Annotated in this window: 22 protein-coding genes; 13 read left to right on the forward strand and 9 right to left on the reverse strand. The window is 46.5% G+C overall.

From position 1 onward, the window contains the following. The first annotated feature begins 187 nt into the window (after positions 1–187). The 3 genes from topA (at position 188) to JUB15_RS13460 (ending at position 4,569) form a co-directional block, all read left to right on the forward strand. Positions 188–2,785, forward strand: a complete 2,598-nt coding sequence (topA, locus tag JUB15_RS13450; protein ID WP_207513011.1) for a type I DNA topoisomerase — start codon at positions 188–190, stop codon at positions 2,783–2,785. A gap of 225 nt (positions 2,786–3,010) precedes the next feature. Then, positions 3,011–3,556 (forward strand): YcxB family protein, encoded by a 546-nt coding sequence (locus JUB15_RS13455; protein WP_207513012.1) that lies wholly within the window; start codon positions 3,011–3,013, stop codon positions 3,554–3,556. Positions 3,557–3,660: 104 nt separating this feature from the next. Next, positions 3,661–4,569: a transglutaminase family protein gene (locus JUB15_RS13460; RefSeq protein ID WP_207513013.1), complete on the forward strand. Its 909-nt coding sequence runs from the start codon at positions 3,661–3,663 to the stop codon at positions 4,567–4,569. A 37-nt stretch (positions 4,570–4,606) separates the two neighbouring features. On the opposite strand, the gene JUB15_RS13465 is transcribed toward JUB15_RS13460, so the two are convergent. From JUB15_RS13465 to JUB15_RS13475, 3 genes are all read right to left on the reverse strand, one after another. Further along, complete coding sequence (locus tag JUB15_RS13465; RefSeq protein WP_207513014.1) at positions 4,607–6,043, reverse strand: Gfo/Idh/MocA family protein; 1,437 nt, start codon at positions 6,041–6,043, stop codon at positions 4,607–4,609. Positions 6,044–6,334: 291 nt separating this feature from the next. Continuing rightward, entirely contained in the window at positions 6,335–7,750 is a 1,416-nt protein-coding gene (locus tag JUB15_RS13470; protein WP_207513015.1) for a Gfo/Idh/MocA family protein, read from the reverse strand. Positions 7,751–7,928: 178 nt separating this feature from the next. Then, the gene (locus JUB15_RS13475; protein WP_207513016.1) at positions 7,929–8,339 is read right to left on the reverse strand and encodes an OsmC family protein; all 411 of its coding nucleotides are present in this window, start codon (positions 8,337–8,339) and stop codon (positions 7,929–7,931) included. 35 nt (positions 8,340–8,374) lie between these two features. Between JUB15_RS13475 and JUB15_RS13480 the strand changes: the two genes are divergently transcribed. The 5 genes from JUB15_RS13480 (at position 8,375) to JUB15_RS13500 (ending at position 12,327) form a co-directional block, all read left to right on the forward strand. Continuing rightward, on the forward strand, positions 8,375–8,707 hold the full coding sequence (locus JUB15_RS13480; RefSeq protein ID WP_207513017.1) for a tRNA-binding protein: 333 nt from the start codon (positions 8,375–8,377) through the stop codon (positions 8,705–8,707). 184 nt (positions 8,708–8,891) lie between these two features. Beyond that, positions 8,892–9,392 carry a methylated-DNA--[protein]-cysteine S-methyltransferase gene (locus JUB15_RS13485; RefSeq protein ID WP_207513018.1) on the forward strand — a complete coding sequence of 167 codons (501 nt, stop codon included), beginning with the start codon at positions 8,892–8,894 and terminating at the stop codon, positions 9,390–9,392. 286 nt (positions 9,393–9,678) lie between these two features. Next, the gene (locus tag JUB15_RS13490; RefSeq protein ID WP_207513019.1) at positions 9,679–10,185 is read left to right on the forward strand and encodes an O-acetyl-ADP-ribose deacetylase; all 507 of its coding nucleotides are present in this window, start codon (positions 9,679–9,681) and stop codon (positions 10,183–10,185) included. A gap of 97 nt (positions 10,186–10,282) precedes the next feature. Further along, positions 10,283–11,284, forward strand: coding sequence for a YhdH/YhfP family quinone oxidoreductase (locus tag JUB15_RS13495; protein WP_207513020.1), 1,002 nt, complete (start codon positions 10,283–10,285; stop codon positions 11,282–11,284). Positions 11,285–11,286: 2 nt separating this feature from the next. Further along, on the forward strand, positions 11,287–12,327 hold the full coding sequence (locus JUB15_RS13500) for a flavin reductase family protein (RefSeq protein ID WP_207513021.1): 1,041 nt from the start codon (positions 11,287–11,289) through the stop codon (positions 12,325–12,327). A gap of 6 nt (positions 12,328–12,333) precedes the next feature. Here JUB15_RS13500 and JUB15_RS13505 read toward each other — a convergent pair whose 3' ends face one another. The 3 genes from JUB15_RS13505 to JUB15_RS13515 all read right to left on the reverse strand — a co-directional run bounded on the left by JUB15_RS13505 (position 12,334) and on the right by JUB15_RS13515 (position 15,212). After that, positions 12,334–12,927 carry a suppressor of fused domain protein gene (locus JUB15_RS13505; RefSeq protein WP_207513022.1) on the reverse strand — a complete coding sequence of 198 codons (594 nt, stop codon included), beginning with the start codon at positions 12,925–12,927 and terminating at the stop codon, positions 12,334–12,336. A gap of 3 nt (positions 12,928–12,930) precedes the next feature. Further along, positions 12,931–13,416, reverse strand: a complete 486-nt coding sequence (locus tag JUB15_RS13510; RefSeq protein ID WP_207513023.1) for a cytidine deaminase — start codon at positions 13,414–13,416, stop codon at positions 12,931–12,933. 212 nt (positions 13,417–13,628) lie between these two features. Further along, positions 13,629–15,212 (reverse strand): S26 family signal peptidase, encoded by a 1,584-nt coding sequence (locus JUB15_RS13515; protein WP_207513024.1) that lies wholly within the window; start codon positions 15,210–15,212, stop codon positions 13,629–13,631. Positions 15,213–15,392: 180 nt separating this feature from the next. Between JUB15_RS13515 and JUB15_RS13520 the strand changes: the two genes are divergently transcribed. After that, on the forward strand, positions 15,393–16,313 hold the full coding sequence (locus JUB15_RS13520; protein ID WP_207513025.1) for a MerR family transcriptional regulator: 921 nt from the start codon (positions 15,393–15,395) through the stop codon (positions 16,311–16,313). A 45-nt stretch (positions 16,314–16,358) separates the two neighbouring features. Here the strand turns inward: JUB15_RS13520 and JUB15_RS13525 are convergent, their stop codons facing one another. Further along, positions 16,359–17,522, reverse strand: coding sequence for a sigma-54-dependent transcriptional regulator (locus tag JUB15_RS13525; RefSeq protein ID WP_207513026.1), 1,164 nt, complete (start codon positions 17,520–17,522; stop codon positions 16,359–16,361). 71 nt (positions 17,523–17,593) lie between these two features. Between JUB15_RS13525 and JUB15_RS13530 the strand changes: the two genes are divergently transcribed. Then, positions 17,594–18,373, forward strand: coding sequence for a DUF4846 domain-containing protein (locus tag JUB15_RS13530; protein ID WP_207513027.1), 780 nt, complete (start codon positions 17,594–17,596; stop codon positions 18,371–18,373). Between the two features lie 495 nt (positions 18,374–18,868). Here JUB15_RS13530 and JUB15_RS13535 read toward each other — a convergent pair whose 3' ends face one another. Next, complete coding sequence (locus tag JUB15_RS13535; RefSeq protein WP_205511182.1) at positions 18,869–19,855, reverse strand: pyruvate dehydrogenase complex E1 component subunit beta; 987 nt, start codon at positions 19,853–19,855, stop codon at positions 18,869–18,871. A 355-nt stretch (positions 19,856–20,210) separates the two neighbouring features. On the opposite strand from JUB15_RS13535, the gene JUB15_RS13540 reads away from it, so the two are divergent. From JUB15_RS13540 to JUB15_RS13550, 3 genes are read left to right on the forward strand one after another with little or no spacing between them, the layout of a single operon-like run. Beyond that, on the forward strand, positions 20,211–21,449 hold the full coding sequence (locus JUB15_RS13540; RefSeq protein ID WP_207513028.1) for an acyltransferase family protein: 1,239 nt from the start codon (positions 20,211–20,213) through the stop codon (positions 21,447–21,449). A gap of 10 nt (positions 21,450–21,459) precedes the next feature. Next, on the forward strand, positions 21,460–22,500 hold the full coding sequence (locus tag JUB15_RS13545; protein WP_207513029.1) for a sensor histidine kinase: 1,041 nt from the start codon (positions 21,460–21,462) through the stop codon (positions 22,498–22,500). Continuing rightward, on the forward strand, positions 22,497–23,201 hold the full coding sequence (locus JUB15_RS13550) for a LytR/AlgR family response regulator transcription factor (RefSeq protein WP_207513030.1): 705 nt from the start codon (positions 22,497–22,499) through the stop codon (positions 23,199–23,201). Before JUB15_RS13545 ends, JUB15_RS13550 begins: the two co-directional genes overlap by 4 nt. Before the next feature lie 120 nt (positions 23,202–23,321). On the opposite strand, the gene JUB15_RS13555 is transcribed toward JUB15_RS13550, so the two are convergent. After that, positions 23,322–23,735, reverse strand: coding sequence for a hypothetical protein (locus JUB15_RS13555; protein ID WP_207513031.1), 414 nt, complete (start codon positions 23,733–23,735; stop codon positions 23,322–23,324). Between the last annotated feature and the right edge of the window lie 10 nt (positions 23,736–23,745).

A 23,745-nucleotide genomic window follows, 5' to 3' on the forward strand; every position in this document is an offset into this window, starting at 1 on the left:
CGCAGAACGCTGAAAGCAAAAGGCTGAAGTCCTGATGTAAAATGAAATGCAGAAAGCCGAAGGCAAATGCTGATTGCTGAAACCGGAGGGCTGAAAGAAAAAAGTGAGCTTAGAATTTGAGAGACTGGCGTTTAGCGTTAAGCCTTAAGCGTTAAGCGTTAGTGCATATAAACCATTTATTGAACCTATGGCGAAGAATTTATTGATAGTTGAGTCTCCTGCAAAAGCCAAAACCATCGAAAAGATCCTGGGGAAGGATTTCGAGGTAAAGAGTTGTTTTGGTCATATCCGTGACCTGGAAAAGGAAGAGATGGGTATAGATATAAAAAATGGCTACAAACCCCGATATACCGTTCCGGAAACCAAGGAAAAAGTCGTAAAAGAACTTAAAAGCCTCGCCAAGAAGTCTGACGAGGTTTGGCTGGCAACGGATGAGGACCGTGAAGGAGAAGCCATCAGCTGGCATTTGTGCGAGGTATTGGGCCTCGATCCAAAGACCACCAAACGTATTGTTTTCCATGAAATTACCAAGCCTGCCATCCAAAAAGCGGTGACTACTCCCCGTACGGTGAATATGGATCTGGTGAACGCGCAGCAGGCCCGCCGGGTACTCGACCGCATCGTGGGTTTTGAACTAAGCCCGGTATTATGGCGTAAAATAAGCACCCGCAACAACCTCAGCGCGGGACGTGTACAAAGCGTGGCCGTTCGGCTCATCGCTGAACGTGAAAGAGAGATCAACGCCTTTATTGCTACCAGTACATTTAAAATTGAAGCCCTTTTCACCACACCCGATATAACCGGCAAGAACGTAACCTTTGTTGCCGAAGGCAAAAAATATGATACGGTAGATGATGCCGAAAAGTTTCTGCAAAGCTGTATCGGTGCAAAATATAAGGTGAACGACATTCAGGTGAAACCCGCCAAAAAATCGCCGGCGGCACCTTTTACCACCTCTACCCTGCAGCAGGAAGCATCGCGGAAACTGGGTTATTCCGTTAAACGCACGATGCAGATCGCCCAGCAGTTGTATGAAAGCGGTAAGATCACCTACATGCGTACCGACAGTGTGAACCTGAGCGATACCGCTATGGACGATATCCGTAAACAGGTAACCGGACAATACGGTAATAATTATTATCAGCCCCGGAAATACAGGAACAAGAATGAATCTGCACAGGAAGCGCACGAAGCTATCAGGCCTACCTATATGGAGAACAGCACGGTAGACGATGCCGATGGCCGCCGCCTGTATGAGCTGATCTGGAAACGTACCATGGCCAGCCAGATGGCTGATGCCGAACTGGAAAGGACCATTGCCAAAATTGAGATCTCAACCAATAAAGAAGAGCTTACCGCTACCGGTGAAGTGCTGAAATTCGACGGGTTTCTGAAAGTATACCGCGAAGACCGCGATGATGAAGATATAAACGAGGACGAACAACAGGAAGGCATGCTGCCGCCATTAACCGTAAACCAGCAACTGCCTTTGCGGGAAATGAAGGCCATAGAGCGCTTTAGCCGTCCTTCGCCCCGGTATACGGAAGCATCGCTGGTAAAGAAGCTTGAAGAACTGGGCATCGGCCGTCCTTCCACGTACGCGCCTACCATTTCAACCATCCTCGCACGTGGGTATGTAGAAAAACGCGATAAAGACCCCATCAGGCGTGATTTCCGCATCATGACCCTGAAGAATGATCAAATAGCCAAAGTAACTGAACAGGAAAATACCGGCGCGGAAAAAGCCAAACTCTTCCCTACCGATCTTGGCCTGGTGGTGACCGACTTTTTAAAACAGTACTTCGACGATATCATGGACTACGGCTTTACTGCCCGTATAGAAAATGAATTTGATGAAGTGGCCGCCGGTAAACTGAAGTGGAATAACATGATCGACGACTTTTACATTCCCTTCAAAAAAGACGTTGATAATACCATTGAAACAGCAGAACGCATAAAAGGTGAACGTGAGTTGGGCATCGATCCGCAAAGCGGTAAAAAGATCGTTGCCCGGATGGGCCGGTTTGGACCCATGGTGCAGATCGGAGATGCGAATGACGAAGAAAAGCCCCGCTTTGCCGGGTTAAGAAGAGGCCAAAGCATTGAGACCATTACGCTCGATGAGGCATTGCAGTTATTCGAACTGCCCAAGACCCTTGGCGAACTGGACGGACAGGAAATTTCGGTGAACCTGGGCCGGTTTGGTCCTTATATAAAATTCGGCGAGCAGAATATTTCCATGCCCCGCGGTGAAGATCCGTTCGGGTTAACCATGGAAAGAGCCCTGGAGCTGATAGGTGAAAAACAAAAAGCCGATTCACCCATCGGATATTTCGACGATAAACCTGTTACCAAAGGCACCGGCCGGTTTGGTCCGTTCATCAAGTGGAACGATATGTACATTAATGTACCCAGGCGCTACGATTTTGAGAACCTTTCACAGGCAAATATCGATGAGCTGATAGAAGCCAAGATCAAAAAAGAAGAGAACCGGTATATCCAGAACTGGCCGGAAGAAAAGATCTCCATTGAAAATGCACGTTGGGGTCCGGTTCTGAAATTTGGTAAGAAAATACTCAAGGTAGGCAGAAAAGCCGATGACACTAAATACACCGCTGAAGAGCTGAGCACTGTTCCGCTCGACGAGGTAAAGAAAATGATCGAGGCGCAGATCCCGAATGCATTCGCCACTAAAAAGGCGGCCGCCAGGAAAGCGCCTGGTAAAACAGCCGCAGCGCCTAAAAAAGCAGCCAAAAAAGCAGCACCGAAGAAGAAGTCAAAATAGCCAATGGGCTATGGACAATGGGCAATGGACAATAGGCAATAGACAAGGGCTTATGGCTGCAGAGCGATCGATTTTAGGCAAGCTGCTACCATTTAGGAACTTATTTGCCAATTGCTAATTGCCTATTGCCTATTGGTTTTCGCTTGCCAATTGCTAATTGCCTATTGTCAATTGGTATTCGCTTGCCAATTGCCTATTGATTTTCCTTGCCAATTGATTTTTACAATGCTTAGTCTCAAATACCACCTTACAGAAGAAGAATATTTCGATTACAATTACTACACAGCCTGGGCATCGCCTGAAAAGAAGAATTACCGGCTGTGGTATTACCTGCGGGTTTTCATTCTGTATGCAGCGGTTGCGGGATTATACATTTTCAGCCGCCGTACAGACCAGATCTTTATCGATCTCATCATCTTCGGACTGATCGCCACGGTTTATTTCCTGATGGTCCCGTATCTTATCAGGCAGTCTATCCTGCGCCGGGTTAGAAATATTTTGTCGAAACCGGAAAACCAGCACGTACTGGAAGAGGCTGAAGTGGTGCTCAGTGATACAGGCATTATCGATAAGGACAATGCATCGGAAAGCAGGTACACCTGGGAAGCGATTGTAAAAAAGGCTGAAACGCCCGCCTGTTACTATTTGTACACAAATTCGTATCACGCAATCGTTATACCCAGGCGGGTAATTGCAACACCCCAGGACAAGCAGGAGCTGGAACGATTATTTAACCAGTATTTGCCACTAAGTTCAGAGTTCCCCACATAGTGACGGACTTTGTGGATAAGATTTTTATTGATATCTTTTAGTTGTGATTTACTTTCAAGTTATTATGCAGGGTAGCTTCGTAGCCAACCCTGCCTGTTACCAAAATGGAAGAAAACAAAGAAATATCGGCCTTGTTCCATTTAATTGACGATCCCGATGAAGAAGTCTTCAACGCGGTATCTACGCGTATTATCGATTACGGGAAAGGGATCATACCCAACCTCGAAAATCTATGGGAGAACACGATCAGCGAAGATGTGCAGGAACGTATAGAAATGTTGATACACCGCCTGCACTACCGCGACCTGACGGAAGAACTCACGCAATGGAATAAAAACATTCACCAGGACTTACTTACCGGCGCCCTGCTCGTTGCCCGCTTTCAATACCCCGACCTGATCAACGCCCAGGTTTTTCAGGAAGTTGAAAAATTACGCAGGAACATCTGGCTTGAACTGAACAGTTACCTCACCCCGCTGGAACAGGTAAATGTGGTTACCAGCATCCTGTACAATTATTTCAATTTACGGGGCGTGGAGATCGGTTACCAGAACCCGGAAGAATTCCTGATCAATAAACAACTGGAAACAAAACGCGGCAATACCATTGCCAACGGTATACTCTATCTGATCTTATGCGAACTGCTCGATGTACCGGTTCGCGCCATCAATATTCCGCACCAGTTCGTGCTGGGATATTTTAAAACAGATTATGATTTTACCCGGCATGTAGAGAACCCGTTGTATAAAACGGAATTCTTTATAGATCCGATGAGCGGACAGGTATTCACCCATAAAGATGTTGAGAATTATTTCAAACGTATAAACGTAGCGCCATCTGCTTCCTACTTCAAACAGCTTTCCAACAAGCGGGTGATCCAATTCTTAATGGAAGAGTTCAGCAAATGTTTTACTGGTGAGAAGAACAGCTACAAGCAGAAAGAATTACTTGCCCTGGCAGAGTTGATCAGTGAGAACACAAAACCTGAACAACCTGAGGAACCGGAAGAATAGTTGACCAGTTAACTAGTTAACTGGTCAACTAGTTAACTTATAAACTAAGAGTCCAGCCTTCGCGGTACTCCCGCTTCACAAACTGGTTCGCTTCGTCGAAATTGGTGATCTTCATATTTTTCGCATCCCACAGCAGGCGTTTTCTGCCCGGATACCTGTTATCACCTTTCGCATTCGGATTCTTCATCATAAAGCTGCGAATGGCCAGGTTACCCATCAGGATGCTTTCTGTAAACGGACCGGCATAATCGAACGGCGAGCTGGTCACCCCTTTGCCATAACCTTCCATACAGGCGTTCACCCATTGAATATAGTGACCTTCTGGAACCCGTTTAATGGTTTCTTTAGGCATTTTCTTTTCTTTCATGAGGCGCGTTGGCAATAAGCGGGGGTTGGCGCCATAACAATCGCACATGATCTTGCCTTTGGTGCCTACCATGATCACGCCGCCATCCCAGTTACCCATGGGCTCTTCGGGCAGTAACTCTTCAGGACGCTCGGGGGTTAAACCGCCATCGTGCCAGGATACTTTAATATTGCCTTTACCGTCTTTGCGCGGATAGGTCAGGTGCATGATAGACGAAGGAGGACAGCCATCCGGATTCATGCTGTCATTCCACATTTCTTTGTAAATGGTAGCTACGCTGCATTCAACAGACGAAGGATAGTCAATAGGCAGGATCCGGAATACCGGGTCCATGATATGGCAGGCCATATCGCCCAATGCTCCGGTACCGAAAGCCCACCAGCCACGCCAGTTGAAAGGCAGATAAGCGGGGTTATAATCGATCTTTTTGGCGGGGCCCAGCCACAGGTCCCAGTTCACTTCTTTAGGCACCTCAAAGGAGCCCGTTGGTGTAGGAATGCCTTGGGGCCATACAGGACGGTTCGTCCAGCAATGTACAGTATGCACATCACCCACCAGGCCGGCATCCACCATTTCCTTCATTTTACGCACCCCGTCACCGGAACCACCCTGGTTACCCATTTGAGTAACGACTTTATATTTCTTGGCTGCTTCCGCCAGGATACGCGCTTCATAAATATCGTGGGTCAAAGGTTTCTGGCAATATACATGCTTACCCAGCTGCATAGCCGATAAAGCCGCTACAGCGTGTGTATTATCTGGGGTAGAAACACTTACAGCATCGATGTTTTTCTTTTCTTTTTCCAGCATTTCGCGGAAATCCTGATAGTAAGGCGCCTTGGGAAAACGCTCGCGGCTCTTAACTGCCTGGCGATCGTCAACATCACACAAAGCAACGATATTCACTTTGGGACTTTTGGCAAATTCAGTGAGATCGCTGGCGCCTTTGCCGCCTGCGCCAATACCAGCAATATTCAGTTTATCACTGGGAGCAATATATCCACGGCCCAATACATGCCGGGGAACAATGAAGAACCCGGCAGCCGCCAAAGAGGTGTTTTTAAGGAAGTCGCGGCGTGACTGGTTGTTTTTTTTGTTCTTCTTCATACTGTAAGCATTGAGTTTTAGAAGCCTGAAAGTATAGATTTAAACCGATTTAGCAAATTAAGTTACTTTAATCTTTTGATATCTGTATCAGTATTTTATAGAAAAAACCTGCAAAAATATTTTTGCAGGCACCGGCCCTCAACTGTGTGCAGAAAGACTAGATGAGTTCTTGAGTTATTGGGTTCATGAGTTTTTGAGTTCCTGAATTTTTGAGTTGATGAGCTATTAAGCTTATTAGTTTGCCGTAAGTGAATAACTACAAACCACAAACCACAAACCATAAACCATAAACTATAGACTGTGAGCGCGGTATTCGCGTTTTACAAAAGCATTGGCTGCATCGAAATTGGTAATCCGCATATTGGTGCCATCCCACAGCAGTTTTTTGCGGCCGGGAAAATGATTGCCTTCTTTAATGTTATAGCTTCTTACTGCCAGGTTACCCATCAGTACCGTTTCTGTTAACGGACCTGCCACATCAAATGAAGAACTGGTGTAGGCGCCAAAACCTTTTTTGCAGGCCTGTACCCATTGCGTCTGGTGTCCCTCCGACCCTTTCTCAACAAACGGGAATTTTGATTTGGGCAATCGGGCTTCTTTCATTTTTTTCGTTGGCAGCAAAGTGGGATTCCGGCCAAACAGGCCCGCCATCAGTTTGCCTTTGGTTCCTTCAAAGAGAATACCTCCATCCCATTCTGCCAGTTGTTCATCGGGCAGCAACTCTGGCGGACGGTCGGGCTTAATACCTCCATCGTACCAGATCATTTCTACCGGCGGCATTTTGCCGCGCGCCGGAAAATAGATATGGATCTTGGAAGAAGGCGGATAGCTGTCGGTATAAAACGCTTCTTTGAAAAAACCTGTAAAAACAGAGCCGACACTGCATTCTACCGCTTCCGGATAGCCCAGTTTCAACGCCCGGAATGGCACATCGATGAAATGGCAGCCCATATCACCCAGGGAGCCGCAACCAAAATCGACCCATCCCCGCCAGGTGGCCGGTAAATAAGCCGGATTGAAATCACGATACGGCGCAGTGCCCAGCCACAGGTCCCAATCAACTGCTGCGGGGATCTCAAACTTGCCGGTGGGTGTAGGTATACCTTGTGGCCATACGGGCCGGTTTGTCCATACGTGCACGGTGTGCACCTTACCGATCACACCATCCTGGATCCATGTTTCAACGATGCGGGTATCATCGCCGCTGCTGCCCTGGTTACCCATTTGAGTAACCACTTTATATCGTTGGGCGGCCTGCGTTAACACGCGGGCTTCGTAAATGTCGTGCGTTAATGGTTTCTCCACATATACATGTTTGCCCAGCTGCATGGCGGCCATGGCCTGCACAGCATGCATATGATCGGGTGTGGTAATTATTACCGCGTCGATATTCTTGTGTTCTTTATCGAACAGCTCCCGGTAATCGCGGTAATACGGCGCCCTGGGCCATTTTTTGCGGGCATTTACGGCCATGCGGTCATCCACATCACAAAGGGCTACGATGTTCTCGGCGCCATTATTATAAGCGTAGGGTAAATTCACTTCGGCTTTGCCACCGGCTCCTATACCCGCAATATTGAGCTTATCGCTGGGAGCAGTATAGCCACGGCCTAATACATGTCGCGGAACAATGAAGAAACTACCGGCAGCCAGGGAAGTATTTTTTATAAAGTTGCGCCGGTTGATGGTTCTTTTCAGGGCATGCATATCTCAAGCAATGTTAGGATGAAGATCATTGAAGTCAGAATCGCATTCTGAGAAAGTGAAGCAGAAAGTTTAATGTAATCTATGATTTCGAGATCTCGGGATTTTGAGATTTGCAAATCCCAAAATCCCAAAATCTCTAAATCTCAAAATCTCTAAATCAGAAATCAGAAATCTCTTGTTATACTAAAGAAGCGTCCAGTGTAATTTCTGCATTCAATACCTTGCTCACAGGACAGTTCGCTTTTGCGTCTTCAGCGCATTCTTTGAATTTTTCAGCACTGATACCGGGAATACTTGCTTTAAGTACCAGGGCAGAACTCTTAATGCTGCCATCTTCGAGCGTAACGGTAGAAGTTACATCCAGCGAATCGGGAGTGAAACCGGCGCCGCCCAGCACAAAGCTTAATTTCATAGCAAAACAGCCGGCGTGCGCTGCCGCGATCAGCTCTTCGGGGTTGGTGCCTACACCTTCTTCAAACCTTGACTTGTACGAATACTGCGTTTTGTTTAAGGTTGTGCTTTGTGTAGTCATAATTCCTTTTCCATCTTTTCCTGAGCCGTTCCAAACGGCAGTAGCTGTACGTTTCATGTAATTGTGATTTATTTTTGAAAAAAATTAAGAGCATGAACATCACCTGGGATGATTTCGCAAAAATAGATATCCGCGTCGGAACAATTACGGAAGTTAATGATTTTCCCAAAGCTAAGAATCCAGCATGGCAAATTACCATCGATTTCGGTGAATTGGGTATTAAAAGGTCATCAGCACAAATAACCCATTTCTATGAAAAAGAAGCGCTGACCGGCAAGCAGGTGATAGCCATCGTGAATTTTCCACCCAAACAGATTGCTAATTTTTTCAGTGAATGCCTGGTATTGGGCGTATACACTGATAAAAAAGAGGTAGTTTTACTAACACCTGATCAGCCGGTGCAAAACGGCTGGAAAATAGGCTGAAGGCTCAACGCAAAACGCTTAACCTGCCTGCCGGCAGGCAGGCGCAAAACGCCAAATACGAAAGCCGGACGCCAGTATTGAAACCAGCATTTGCGGAAACCAGCGTTAAGCCTTAAGCGTTCAGCGTATGGTGGTACAACGATTCCATGTAATTTGAAAATACCATATATGATGACCCCGGATCATGCAAGGCACATTTATTACATATTATCAGTCGCCCGTAGGATTGCTGCAGATTGCAGGCACCGGTCACTTCATCAGTGAAGTGAAATTTATTGATGAGCAGGAAAAAGTAACTGCTGCCGATCCTGGTCAATTACCGCCCCTGGCTATACAGGCAGTTGAACAGTTAATAGAATATTTTCATGGACAGCGCCGCTTTTTTGAAATGCCTGTATCGCAGGAAGGAACACCTTTTCAGCAAAAGGTTTGGGCAGAACTGATGAACATCCCCTTTGGCAAAACGATCAGTTACCTCGAACTATCGCACCGCCTGGGCGATCCCAAAGTGATCAGGGCTGCTGCAGCCGCCAATGGCAGGAATAACGTGGCCATCATTGTGCCCTGCCACCGGGTAATCGGCGCCAATAACCAGCTGGTAGGTTATGCCGGCGGGTTGCCCCGCAAAAAGTGGTTATTGCACCATGAGCAGAAAATAGCACACGGGGTACAGACATTGTTCTAACTTACCTAAGCGGCATAAGATTTGAAATTTATGATTCGGGATTGCGACGGATTGCGAGATTGCGAGATTTCGGGATTTATCGATTCAAAGTGAACTACGAATAGCAGATTTCGGGATTGCGAGATTTCGGGATTTATCGATTCAAAGCGAACTACGAATAGCAAAATCACAAAATCTCAAAATCGCAAAATCTCGAAATCTCAAAATCATAAATCAGAAATCAGAAAGCGGGTTAAGAATTTCAGAAATCTAGAAATCTCAAAATCAGAAATCAGAAATCAAGGACGTGGTTACAGTAATAAAAGGAGATATAACAAAGTTACCGGTAGATGCCATTGTTAACGCCGCCAATACCTCCCTGTTAGGTGGCGGCGGTGTCGACGGCGCCATTCACCGGGCCGGAGGTCCCGCTATTCTCGAAGAATGCAAAAAGATCAGGGCCAAACAAGGCGGTTGTGCTACCGGTAAAGCGGTGATCACGACAGCAGGACAGCTGCCGGCAAAATATGTGATCCATACGGTAGGACCAATATGGAATGGCGGCCATAAAGGAGAGCCCGAACTGCTGGCCAGTTGTTACCGCAGTTCATTGCAACTGGCCGTGGCCAATGGCGTAAAGACGATCGCTTTTCCCAATATCAGCACGGGCATCTATGGTTTTCCCAAACCCAATGCCGCCGATATTGCCATAAAAGAAGTACAACAGTATCTGGCAGACGAAAACCCGTTAGAGGAAGTTATCTTTGTTTGCTTCGACGATGAGAATTATACTTTGTATAAAGAAAGACTATAATAAAAATTGGATGTTGGCATTTCAGCGTTTAGAGTGTAAGTAATGCGCACAGTAAGAAATCCCAAACTCCTGAAACCTAAAATCAGCAATAACAGGTATGTCATTTAAAGCGCTTTGGATAACAGAAACCAGGACAGGAACGTTTGAGCGGACAATTGTTGAGCGGGCGATCGACGACCTGCCAACCGGTGAGGTATTGATACGAGTACACTATTCTTCATTAAACTATAAAGATGCGCTTTCGGCTACAGGTAATAAAGGCATTACACGCCAGTTCCCGCATACACCAGGTATCGATGCAGCGGGTACGGTCGAGATCAGCCGGAATGAACAATTCGCGGTAGGCGACGAAGTGTTGATCACCGGTTACGATCTGGGCATGAATACCTGCGGCGGCTTTGGTCAGTACATTCGCGTGCCGGCCAGCTGGGTGGTTAAAAAGCCCGAGAACTATTCCCTGAAGGAATGCATGATCATTGGTACAGCCGGTTTTACGGCAGCTGTTGCAGTTTACAAAATGGAATTGCTGAAACTTCAACCCGACGCCGGCCCCATAGTGGTTACCGGAGCCACCGGTGGTGTGGGCAGTATGGCCATTTCGATTTTAGCAAAAGCGGGTTACGAGGTGATTGCCGTAAGCGGCAAATCCAATGCACATGAATACGTAAGCCACCTGGGCGCCGCCCGTTTGGAAGACAGGTCATTTGTGCTCGACACATCAAAAAAAGCACTGATAAAACCCAGGTGGGCAGGCGCTATTGATACGGTTGGCGGTGAAACCCTGAGCACCTTGTTAAAAGGCTGCCGGTCTGAAGGCTGCATCGTGAGCACCGGCCTCGTGTCATCGCCCAAACTCGATTCAACCGTATACCCTTTTATCCTGAACGGAATTAATTTACTGGGTGTAGGTTCGGCCGAAACCCCCATGGCTACCCGATTGATCATTTGGGAAAGACTGTCTACCGACTGGAATATTAAAGACAAACTACCAGCCATTGCAAAAGAAATAAACCTCGAAGAATTGAACACCACCTATATAGATAGCATTCTACAGGGAAAAGTGATGGGCCGCATAGTAGTAAACCTCAACAACGCGTGATCATGGAGTTGTTGCAGTGGAAAGTTATACAGGTGATCCCCGAAACACCTGATGCGATTACTTATGTTTTGGAAGAAACTAATGGAAACCCGGTTAGCTGGGATGCCGGTCAGTCCCTGACCTTTTTATTTACCCGTCACGGGCATGAGATCCGCCGTTCCTATTCAATTTGTACAGCGCCGGGCATCGATAAACATATAGCCATCACCGTAAAAAAGAAAGAGAATGGTGAAATATCGCGGCATATTCTGGGCACCTGGCAAAAAGGAACGCTCGTGCGCAGTTTACCCCCGGCCGGCCGCTTTGTCATTGATACCGATCCTGCACAAAAGCGGCATATCTGGTTCATTGCGGCAGGCAGCGGCATAGCACCCATTCTGGCCCTGTTGAAAAAAGCGCTTTACAACGAACCGGGCAGCCATATCACCCTGTTGTATCAGAACCGCGATGAACGTTATATTATTTATCACAAAGTACTGCAGCAGCTGGCTGCCCAATATGCACACCGGTTCACTCGCATCGACCTGTTAAGCAATCCTCTTGACGCAGATACCAGACCGGCACGGTTAAACAACTGGCTGTTGGAAAAAATAGTGGGGACAACAACAGCGGCGGGCCATGCGCTCAACACCCTGTTCTATACCTGCGGCCCGGAGCCGTTTATGCGGATGGTACAGTTCACCCTGCGCGTTATGGGTTTCCAGGAAGAACAGCTGCGCCAGGAACATTTTGTAATTGAACCGGTGCGCAAACCTGCCTTTACCATGCCGTCGACCCCATTTACCGTTATTGTGCAGTACGCTAAACAAACGCACAGGTTCACGTCTGCCTGGCCCGACACCATTTTACAGGCCGCCCAAAAGCAGGGCATTTCCCTGCCGTATAGTTGCAATGCCGGCCGCTGCGCTACCTGCGCCGCGCGGTGCCGCAAGGGTTCGGTGACCATGAGCATCAATGAAGTGTTAACCGATAAAGACCTGCAGCAGGGATTGGTACTCACCTGCACAGGATATGCTGCGGCAGACCTGGAACTGGAGATCTAAGAATAGCTACACATAACTGGTACGGCTGCGGTCTAATGTAACAGGATGTTTATATTCCAGGAAAAGATCGAGTATCGCATTTACGCCATGTTCTTTTGCCAGCGCATACTCGGCATCGGTAAGAAAGGTCAGCCAGAGAAAAGAAACATCGTCATCGTCAACCCGGAAAACGGTTCCCGTGTCGGCAATGACAATGGTAGTAAGCGTGAGTAAAGTGGTCAGCGAAGAATTTTCGAATACCTCACCCATATGGATCGTATGCCCCCAGCCCAGGTAGGTTGGCGGATCCTGCAGGAAGGGAAAAGCGCCGGCCCAGCACATCCAGTTGGCCAGGTCATCCAGTTTTGTTTCATCTTCCCTTACATAGGCAATTAACTCAGTCCTTTTTGTATCAGTATCTTCTGCCCGCTCATCCAAAACCATTGGCTGCAGGCTCATGCCATAAGTTGCGAGTGTACCCCATGGACGGCCCGTCTTTTCTGCCGGAAAATAAGCACAGCCAACTTCAGGCCCTTCCTCACTGGGATCCCACAACAAAGAAGGCGCCGCGCCGAAATGACTGGTGAGCTTTTTTAGTATGTTGGTATGATGCGGTTTCATTGGTCATTTCAATTCTTCACTGGTAAAAGCCAAAGGAAGCAATGAACTTGCTTTTGGTATCACATATATTTTTCCTTCCATACCACCGAGTATCAGCCTGATCGGATGCCCAACCCTGGATTCAAACTCCTGCAACGACTGACGGCAGATGCCACATGGCGAAATAGGATGATCACTATCGCCATTACCGGCCTGGTAACTGATCGCCAGCGATTCAATCGGCACCTTGGGATACAGGGATGATGCGGAAGCCAGCAATACCCGTTCGGCACATAAGCCCACCGGAAAAGAAGCATTCTCCTGGTTGCTGCCGGCAACAATTTCTCCATTGGCCAGTTTGGCCACAGCACCTACATGAAAATGAGAATAGGGCGCATACGCATGTTCCGTTACTTCCCTCGCTTCATTAAGCAACCACGCATCTTCTTCTGATAATTCATCTATGGAATCATAGATCTCGAAGGAAAACCTGTATTCATCTTTTTTCATATTCCTGATTTTATATTAAACCTTACGAGACAAAAAATCCTCCCCACAGTGCGGGGAGGATCATTAAAGATATGAAATATGTTTCAGGTTGCATGTTACAGGTTACCAGTTAGCGGGTACCGGTTGCCAGGCCTTGCATGGCGATCCTCCTGCGGGCAATTGGGCTCACCGAATTTTTTGCCCGGTGACCGGAAACGGGAAACCGGTAACCGTTAATGTATTGTTCTGAACATGCGGTTCCAGCGTACACCTTTATCCCAGCTCATCCAGATCAACCAGGCTTCTCCTACTACATGATCTTCCGGTACAAAACCCCAGAAGCGGCTGTCCTGCGACCGGTGGCGGTTGTCACCCATCATCCAGTAATAGTTCATTTTAAAGGTATAAGAAGTTGCTTCCTGGCCGTTAATGAAGATCCTGCCATCCCGTTCTTCCCAACTGTTATTTTCGTACACTTTGATAGCGCGTTTATAACAGGCGATGTTCTTAGGGGTCAATGGTATGGTAACACCTTTTTTAGGGATCCAGAGCGGACCGAACTCATCCGTGCTCCATAAAACCAGGGCCGTATCACGCGGGAATATCCGGGGGTCGCCTACATTTTCCAGTTTACGGGTAACAGTTACACCCGGGATCTTTTTCAAGATCTCGGCTTCCGATTCAGTCATGTTGATCATGTAACTGTTCGGGCCGTAAGGAATAAAATCAGGATTGCGCTCATCGGTATTTAAGCGTATGCCCGCTTCCCGCAATTCATCTTCGCTCAATATTCTGTTATTGGCAGTAGTAACCACATAGTCAGTAGCAGAAGATGGTGAAATATATGCTTTCTGACCATTGACAAATAAAATACCATCTACGATCTGAATGGTATCGCCGGGAATGGCCACACATCTTTTAATGTAATTCTCGCGCTTGTCAACGGGGCGGGTCATAATGGTATAGTCTGTCCATACAATTTCCCGCGCCTTTTGCCTGCTGATCGCCTTAAGGTCGGCCTCATTCGGGATTTGACCCTTTAATTGCTGGTACTGCCGCATTTCTTCACTTTGTAAGATGTCGTAATACGGGTCCTGCGAATCCAGTTCCTTGGTGAGCGTATCACCTGCCGGAAAATTGAACACTACCACATCATTGCGTTTCACCGGAGTGGCAAACCAGCGGGTGTATGGCAAATGAACGACCTCAGTGTACGATTTTGAATTAAATATAGGCAGGGTGTGATGTACGAATGGAACAGCCAGCGGTGTATTGGGGATGCGGGGGCCATAACTTAGTTTGCTAACGAATAAGAAATCGTTCACCAGCAGCGTTTTTTCCATGGAGCCGGTGGGGATGGTATAGGCTTCAAACACAAACACCCTGATAAGGGTAGCCGCTACCACGGCAAAAACACCGGCATCGATCCATTCCCGCAGGGTCGTTTTTTTGTGATTTTTTACGGCTTCGGGACCCAGGTATTTTACCTTTTTGTCCATGCCGATATAGGGGAAATAAACCACCCCTAAAAGCGCCGCGCCTGCATGATCGAGAAAGCTGAATTTACCAAACAATTTCACGAACTCCACCAGCAGCCACATGCTGATGAACCAGCCCGCAACCGGCAAAAATTGCCAGAAGAACCAGTGTTTTTTCAACCGGGCGGCTTTTACGATCTCCCAGGTATTATAGAACGGTACCCAGGCTTTCCAGGATGGGATACCGGCTTTTTCGAATAACTTGGCTAAGCCGAAGGCTGGCAGTTCTACTATCAGTAAGGATATTAGTATAATAACAAACAGATCGTGTAAACTCATTATGGGGCTGTTTTATAAAAAATCCGGGCAAAAATACCATATTAATATTCACAGGAACAGGGCAATAACGAACAATTTGCTAAAAAAAGTGTCTATATTTTGGCAGAATGGCGCTATTTATGATGAACAGTATTTCTCCAGTTGCATTAGTTGTGATATCTTACCTTTTGTTACAATACTATGAATTTGTTTTCCATCCGGGATATTGAAAACTTAACGGGAATTAAAGCGCATACCCTGCGCATCTGGGAACAACGCTATAACCTCTTCTGCCCCAAACGCAGGGAAAGCAAGCACCGTTTCTATGATTGTGAGGATCTGAAACACCTCTTACGCATTGCCTACCTGTACAACCAGGGACACAAGATTTCCCAGATTGCCTGCTGTTCGCCTGAAGAAATGGCCAGATTGGCCCTCGAGGCAAAGCCGGATACCGATAATTACGAAATTTTTATCAATCAATTAACAGAAGCGTCCATCGACCTCGATCAGCCCCGGTTCGATAAAATTCTCCATAACCTCGTCTTACATGCCGGTTTCGAAAAAAGCATGATCAGTGTGCTATTCCCTTTCCTCAAAAAGATAGGGGTATTATGGCTGAACGGCCAGGTAATACAGGCACATGCCCATTTTGCCCGTTCGCTGATCATTAAAAAAATGATGGTGGCTATTGACGGACTGGAAAAACCGGCTTACACCGGTGGCCGCAGGGTACTGTTATTCACCCCGGCGGGCGACCACCACGATATGCCGGGCGGCGAATGCCAGGAGCTGCCCCTGCTGTTCATGCAATATATGCTGAAGAAAGAAGGCGTGCCCACGATTTACATGGGCAAAAATGTGCCGTTGGACATGTTGCAGCTGATCTGCAACCAGCAGCCCTGCACACAATTGTATTTCCTCATCATTCCGAACCTGAATAAATGCGACATGCATGAATACCTGAAAACGTTCTCTCACATGTTTCCCGAGAAGGAGATCGTTTTTTCAGGGCCTGAAGCCTGTCAGTGCAGCTGTGATCTGAAAAACGTAAGATTATTGAAGACAATTGAGGAGAAGAAAGCCTTCCTGAAGGAAGGCATTAACGTGTTAACAAGTTAATTGGTCAAATATCTGTGCCACACCTTAACGGTGTGGCACATGTAACTATCTTTTAGGAATTACGTAGGCATGTACGTCTTCTGAAATGATGGTTTTACCCGATAAGATGATCAACCGCTCAACCACGTTCCGTAATTCACGGATGTTACCCGTCCAGTTATGTTGTTTCAGTGCATCCAGGGCTTCTTTATCGATGCCTTTTTTGGGAATACCATAATCAGCGCAGATATCTGCCAGGAATTTATCAACCAGCAAAGGAATATCCTCGCGGCGATCGTTCAGTGAAGGCACATGTATGATGATCACGCTTAGCCGGTGATACAAGTCAAGGCGGAAATTCTTTTCATCCACCTCTTTCAACAGATCTTTATTGGTAGCCGCGATCACCCGCACATCTACACTGATATCTTTGTCACCACCCACGCGGGTTATCTTGCCTTCCTGCAGGGCACGTAATACTTTGGCTTGGGCACTCAGGCTCATATCGCCGATCTCATCGAGGAACAACGTACCGCCATGGGCCTGTTCAAACTTGCCTATACGTTGTTTAACAGCCGAGGTAAAAGAACCTTTTTCATGGCCGAATAATTCACTTTCTATAAGTTCGCTGGGGATGGCCGCGCAATTCACTTCCACCAACGGCCCCGAAGCGCGGTTACTTTTTTCATGCACCCAGCGGGCAACCAGCTCCTTACCTACCCCGTTCTCACCGGTAACCAGGATACGCGCGTCGGTAGGCGCTACCTTATCAATGGTTTCTTTGATCTTTACAATGGGCGCCGATTCGCCGATCATTTCTTCCACCTTACTCACCTTGCGCTTCAACACTTTGGTTTCGGTAACCAGGTTGTTCTTATCCATCGCATTGCGAATGGTGATCAACAGGCGGTTCAGGTCTGGCGGTTTTGAAATATAATCATACGCGCCCTTTTTAACCGCTTCTACAGCCGTTTCAATGGTTCCATGACCCGAGATCATGATCACCGGCACATCTGAATTGGCTTCACGCGCCTTATCAAGAAATTCAATACCATCCAGTTTGGGCATTTTGATATCACACAACACTACATCATACGCTTTTTCCTTGAATTTCTTCAGCCCTTCTTCCCCATCGCCTGCCTCTTCGATCTTATACCCTTCATAAGAAAGTATCTCACACAGGGTTTTACGGATAGCTTTTTCGTCGTCGATAATTAAAATGTTTGACATATTTGGTTTAACAGTCTTTAGCTATGGAAAAATAGAGTTTTATCATCTCATGGTTCATCAAAAGTAACGATATGCAACGGAACCTCCTCACGACAATTATCCTGCCGTTTTTACTTATTAATTGTATGGGAAAAACCACAAATATCAATGAAGCCGGCCCTCAACCATATACACTCACTGCAACGCCGTCATCGGTAGCAGAAATTCCTGTGCCAGCAGGATTTAAACGCATAACTTACCCCGAACGGTCTTTTGCCACCTGGTTACGTAAGCAGCCGCTTAAAAAAGATGCGAGGGTTTACCTGTACAATGGCCGGCTTAAGCGCAACCAGCAGGCTCAGTATGCGGTGCTCGATCTGCCTGTTGGCGACAAAGACCTGCAGCAGTGTGCCGATGCAGTAATGCGCCTGCGGGCATCGTACCTGCTTGAACAAAAACGGTATGCTGAGATCTTTTTTACAGATAACAGTGGAAAAAAACATGCTTGTCCGAACCCTGTCGACAGCACCCGGTTCGAGCGCTATCTTGAAAGGGTGTACAGCTTTTGCGGCACAGCCTCACTTGAAAAGCAATTACGTCGGGTAACTGATTTTGCGTCGATACAACCGGGTGATGTTTTGATCAAAGGCGGTTCGCCGGGGCATTGTGTAATGGTTATGGATATGGCCGTTAACAGCAATGGCAGAGCGATCTACCTGCTGGCGCAAAGTTATATGCCGGCGCAAAATATTCACCTGTTAAAAAACCCGGTAAACGGGGTTTTGAGCCCCTGGTACGAAGTAAAGACCGATAACTCATTCATTTACACACCCGAGTGGACATTCACCCCGCATCAGCTGCGGCGATGGTAAATAACTCTGTACACATAAGAGTATTCCTTAGTAAATCTACCTTGCAGGGCTTAACAATACATATTATTTTAGAGCCATATCCTTTAGAAAAAACATTGTTAATCAAAATCCGTTACTTATGAAGGCATCTGCAGTAGATGTTCAGTCACACCTGTCACTTACCAAAGTAATTACCCGTTTAGCACTTTTAGGAGGATTTATTCTTGGAGGCATGTATGGTCTGCTGACCTTATGTTCTTCATTATTAAAATAATTTCCGGAGAACTTTTTAGTAATATCCAAAGCAAGCAAAAACGGCCTTCCGGTAAATCGGGAGGCTTGTTTCGTTACAGGTTGCCAGTTACCGGTTGCGGGTTACCAGTTACCCGGCCGCGAATGTCATTCCCTTTACAACGATCACCGCTTCACAGTTTTTACCTCGCTTATCAGCAATAAAAAAGTGAGCTACTCACCAGGAGCAGCCCACCATAATAACTTTATGCCTCGTTGCCTTTTTTATTTCTTCATGTACATAACTTCTTTCACCAGGCGCACGGTTTTGTCAACGCTTGGTAAGGCTGCTTCAACCAGGTTGGGTGCGTAGTGCAGCGGAGCATCAGCAGCGGTGAGGCGGCGGATCGGCGCATCCAGGTAGTCGAAAGCTTCTTTTTGAATGCGGTAAGCAATCTCTGAAGAAACCGAACACATGGGCCATTGCTCTTCTACGATCACCAGGCGGTTGGTCTTTTTAACGCTCTCCAGGATCGTGTGCCAGTCGAGCGGACGAATAGTACGCAGGTCAACCACTTCAGCGCTCACCCCTTCTTTTTCCAGCTCGGCAGCAGCGCCCAGGGCAACCTTCATCATCTTATTGTAAGAAACAATGGTAACATCGCTGCCTTGTTTCTTAACATCGGCTTTACCGATCTCGATGATATATTCTTCTTCGGGAACTTCGCCTTTGTCGCCATACATTACCTCACTCTCCATGAACATTACCGGATCCTCGTCGCGGATAGCGGCTTTCATTAAACCTTTGGCATCGTATGGATTGGAAGGAGAAATTACTTTAATACCGGGGATATTTGCATAGTAGCTTTCAAAAGCTGTAGAGTGCTGGGCGCCTAACTGGCCGGCAGAACCATTAGGCCCGCGGAAAACGATGGGACAACCGATTTGTCCACCGCTCATAGCCAGCATTTTAGAAGCTGTGTTTAAAATCTGATCCAATGCCAATACAGCAAAGTTCCAGGTCATGAACTCAACGATCGGACGTAAACCGTTTTGAGCAGCACCTACCGCAATACCGGCGAAACCCAGCTCGGCAATAGGGGTGTCAATAACTCTTTTAGGGCCAAATTCTGCCAGCATTCCCTGGCTTACTTTATAGGCGCCATTGTATTCAGCTACTTCCTCACCCATCAGGAAAACCCGGTCGTCTCTCCTCATTTCTTCACTCATAGCTTCGCGGAGCGCTTCGCGAAATGCGATAGATCTTGCCATTCTGTATTCAGTTTTTAAAACCCGGCAAAATTATTGGTTGAGGAGCATAATAACAAATTGCCGGGCAATAATAAATTAAATGTCTAAAAGACAGAAAGTCAGGAACAATAGTGAAGGCCCCGTACCGGGGGGATTTCACGCGTTTTAAGGCGGATTTACCATTGTTTTTTTAATTATCCGAAGCAAAAGCTACCCTGCTAGCCATTGGCCCGTTAGCACAATTTGTACCGCCCTTACACAGATTCGCTATTTGGCAAATCCGCTGATTGGTCCATTGACCCGCCGGAACCGTCCACACGTCAAAGTAATTTTACAGGCGGGGAGTCCCCAACTAGGTTTGTAGAAAATTAACCTTATGCAACCTGCTACTGCCCGCCAGGCGTATCTAGACTGGCTACGAGTTCTGTCGATATTAGCTGTTTTCTTCCTGCATTCAGGCATGGCATTCGTGGAAGAATGGGAATGGCACCTTAAAAATAAAGAGACGAGCAACCTGCTCATGGAGGTGAATTTCTGGCTGGGCCGTTTCAGAATGCCGTTGTTGTTCTTTATTTCCGGTACGGTAACTTATTTCATGTTGTTGAAAAGAAGCACCGGCTCCTTCATGGGTTTACGCTTCCGCCGATTGTTTATCCCGCTGGTCTTTGGCATACTGGTCATTGTGCCGCCGCAGGTTTACATGGAAAGACTCACACAAGGCTTCAAAGGCAATTTTGCCGATTTCTATCCGACTGTTTTCACTACCGGCCCCTACCCGGCTGGTAATTTCAGCTGGCATCACCTCTGGTTTATTGTTTATTTGTTTTTGTACGACATCCTGTTTGCGCCACTGTTTAAATGGATGATGAGTGAACAGGGTAAAGAAGCGTTGGCTTTCTTCAATAGACTCGCTAACCGCCGATGGATCTATCTTCTGGCTGTTCCCAGTGTGATCGCCTATACCGGTATGAACTTGTCGTTCCCCGAAACCCATGATCTTATACATGACTGGAGCAGGCATGTATACTGGATCTTCTTTTTATTCACGGGTTTTTTATGCGTCAATTTTTCTTCGTTAATGAATAGCCTCGAAAGGAATCGCCGCACTTCATTCCTGCTGGCGTTTGCGAGTATTTTTTGTATCAATTATATCCGGTGGAATAACCTGGAACCTGAAAATGTGATCCCTGACTGGCGAGGCGACTGGCGTACCTATGCGTATATATCGTTATTTCCCATTACAGCCTGGTTTTGGATCTTTACCGCCATTGGGTATGGTAAACGATACCTGAATAAAAAACACCGCATTCAGAACTATATAAATGAGGCTATATATCCGTTTTACATTTTGCACCAAACGATCATTGTAATAGTAGTGTTTTATGTAATAAGGACAAATGAACCGGTCATGAACAAGTTCCTGTTCACTTTTATCACTTCCCTTACCCTTATTATGTGTATCTATCATCTGCTGATAAGGCCCTACGATATTACGCGATTCCTGTTTGGCATGAAACCGAAGAAAAAAGAGACAAAACCGGGCGTTGAAACAGGGGTACAAGCTGCACCGGAGAAATCGGCTGAAACAATACCATCAGCCATCCAAATATCGTAAATTACAAAAAATGAAACGGTTCTGGAAATATGCGTTCCCCGGATTATTTGGATTACTGATCTATATCACAATAAGAATATTGAATGATACAGTTTCCCATTTCAGGGTATGGCGGCGGGCCTGGATCATCACAGCTATAGAACTGGTGTTCGTCGTAGCCGCCGGTTATATTACCATGTATGCATTTCAAAAGCTGTTTCAACGGTTCGATAAAAGATTACAACACAGTATCAATTTCAAAACAGTGCTGCAGGAACTTGTGTGGGTAGTGATCATAACCGAACTGATCAACAATACCATCGTTACTCCGATGGTGGCATTGACCGACGACGGCTTAAGCTGGGGCGACTTCGCTACTATTAATATAATACCCTTGTTGTTTTGTCTTGTGTACTATGCGGTGGTAAGAAGCAACAGATTGCTGCAAGCGTATGTAAACAACAAATTGCTGTTGGAAAAAATGACCAATGACCAACTGCAAACAGAGCTTAAGTTTTTAAAAGCGCAGTACCATCCACACTTTTTATTCAATGCGCTCAATACAGTATATTTTCAAATGGATGATAATATAGCCGAAGCAAAGAAAAGCATAGAGAAATTTTCAGAACTGCTGCGCTACCAGTTGTATGACCAGCAACAGACGGTGCCTATACAACAGGAATTACATTACCTGCAGAACTTTATCGAATTGCAGAAAGTAAGAAGCTCAGCCAGGTTACAACTGCAGGTGCATTTTGATAAATCACTCAATGGCGAACAGGTGTATCCCCTGTTGTTTCTGCCCCTGGTAGAAAATGCCTTTAAATATGTGGGCGGCGACTATCAGTTAAACATTGAAGCACGGAGAGAAGATAACCTGCTGTGGTTTGCCGTTGAAAATTCAATCCCTACTGAATCACGTTACCAGCAAGCCATCGGTCCCTCCCGGCATGGCATCGGACTGGAAAACCTAAAACGACGACTTGAATTATTATACCCGGCCAAACATACATTTACTGCCCAAAAAAAAGATAACACTTATTTCGCAGCCATCCAAATACAGTTAGCATGACGCCAACCATCAAATGCATCATTGTCGATGACGAACCGATCGCCCGTAAAGGGCTGCAGGGGTATATTGATAAAATTGACTTCCTGGAACTGGTTGGTATATGTGAAGATGCGATCCAGCTAAACTCCTTATTAAAACAACAGCGTGCCCACCTGCTGTTCCTGGATATTGAAATGCCTTATGTTTCCGGCATTGACTTTCTGAAGAACACTCCACAGGCACCTAAGGTTATTTTTACTACTGCCTATGAACAATATGCGATCAAGGGATATGAGTTGGATGTACTGGATTATCTTTTGAAGCCCATCTCCTTTGAACGTTTCCTGAAAGCGGCCAACAAGGCATACGATCTCTTTGCCAGCGTCGCTGCAGCGCCCGGCTACCTGTTCATTAAAACCGATAATCGACTGGAGAAAGTGAACCTGGATGACCTGCTTTTCGTAGAAGCGATGGAAAACTATGTAGCGCTGTATACCTCCGAGAAAAAACTGATCACCCACTGCACCCTGAAAGCTTTGCAGGAAAAACTGCCGCCGGGCCAGTTCATTCAGCCGCATAAATCTTACCTGGTGAATATCCAGGGCATTCAATCCATTGAAGGCAACATTTTGCATGTGGGCAAGTACCAGATCCCGATCTCCAAATACCAGAAGGAAGAGATCATGGAGAAGATTGTAAATAATAAGTTGTTGAGGAAGTGAGGGAGATCAGTATTACCTCTGGGCCAGGCACGCGTGATACCAGATTCGGTAATGTCTCATACGATGACTGCGCCAGGGATGGTTTGAACATCCCAAAAAAGGATATAACGGCAGCCCGTTCTACTCCCCACTCCTCACCAGGCGTTGCTTTTTCTCCCCTGGAAATGTCTTTTTGCGGGTGTCCTTAACCGCCAACAATTTCTCATCAGGCAGCTGCTTGTAGCCGTAATCGTAACAGTAATAATATTGGTCGTTCTCCTTGGTAGTAAAATGCTCGGTGAAGTATTCAAACTGATAACCTTTTTCAGCCAGCTTTTGCCGGTCAACCACCAACACCTTCTTTTCAAGTGCTGTCAGCAATTCTTCGAGTATCCGCCGGTTCTTCCGTAAAATATTATTGATATTCCTTACCACCGGGTTTGCATCGCTGTTTAACCGGTTGTTGTAGTTGTTCCGGCATGAATCGTCGCAGAATTTCTTATCTGTGCGGCCTTTAATCGGCCTGTTGCAGGCCAGACAGTTTTTAACAGTCATTATCAAAGGT

The organism is Longitalea luteola, from assembly GCF_017356035.1.
In the GTDB taxonomy this organism is placed as follows: Bacteria; Bacteroidota; Bacteroidia; order Chitinophagales; family Chitinophagaceae; genus Niastella; species Niastella luteola.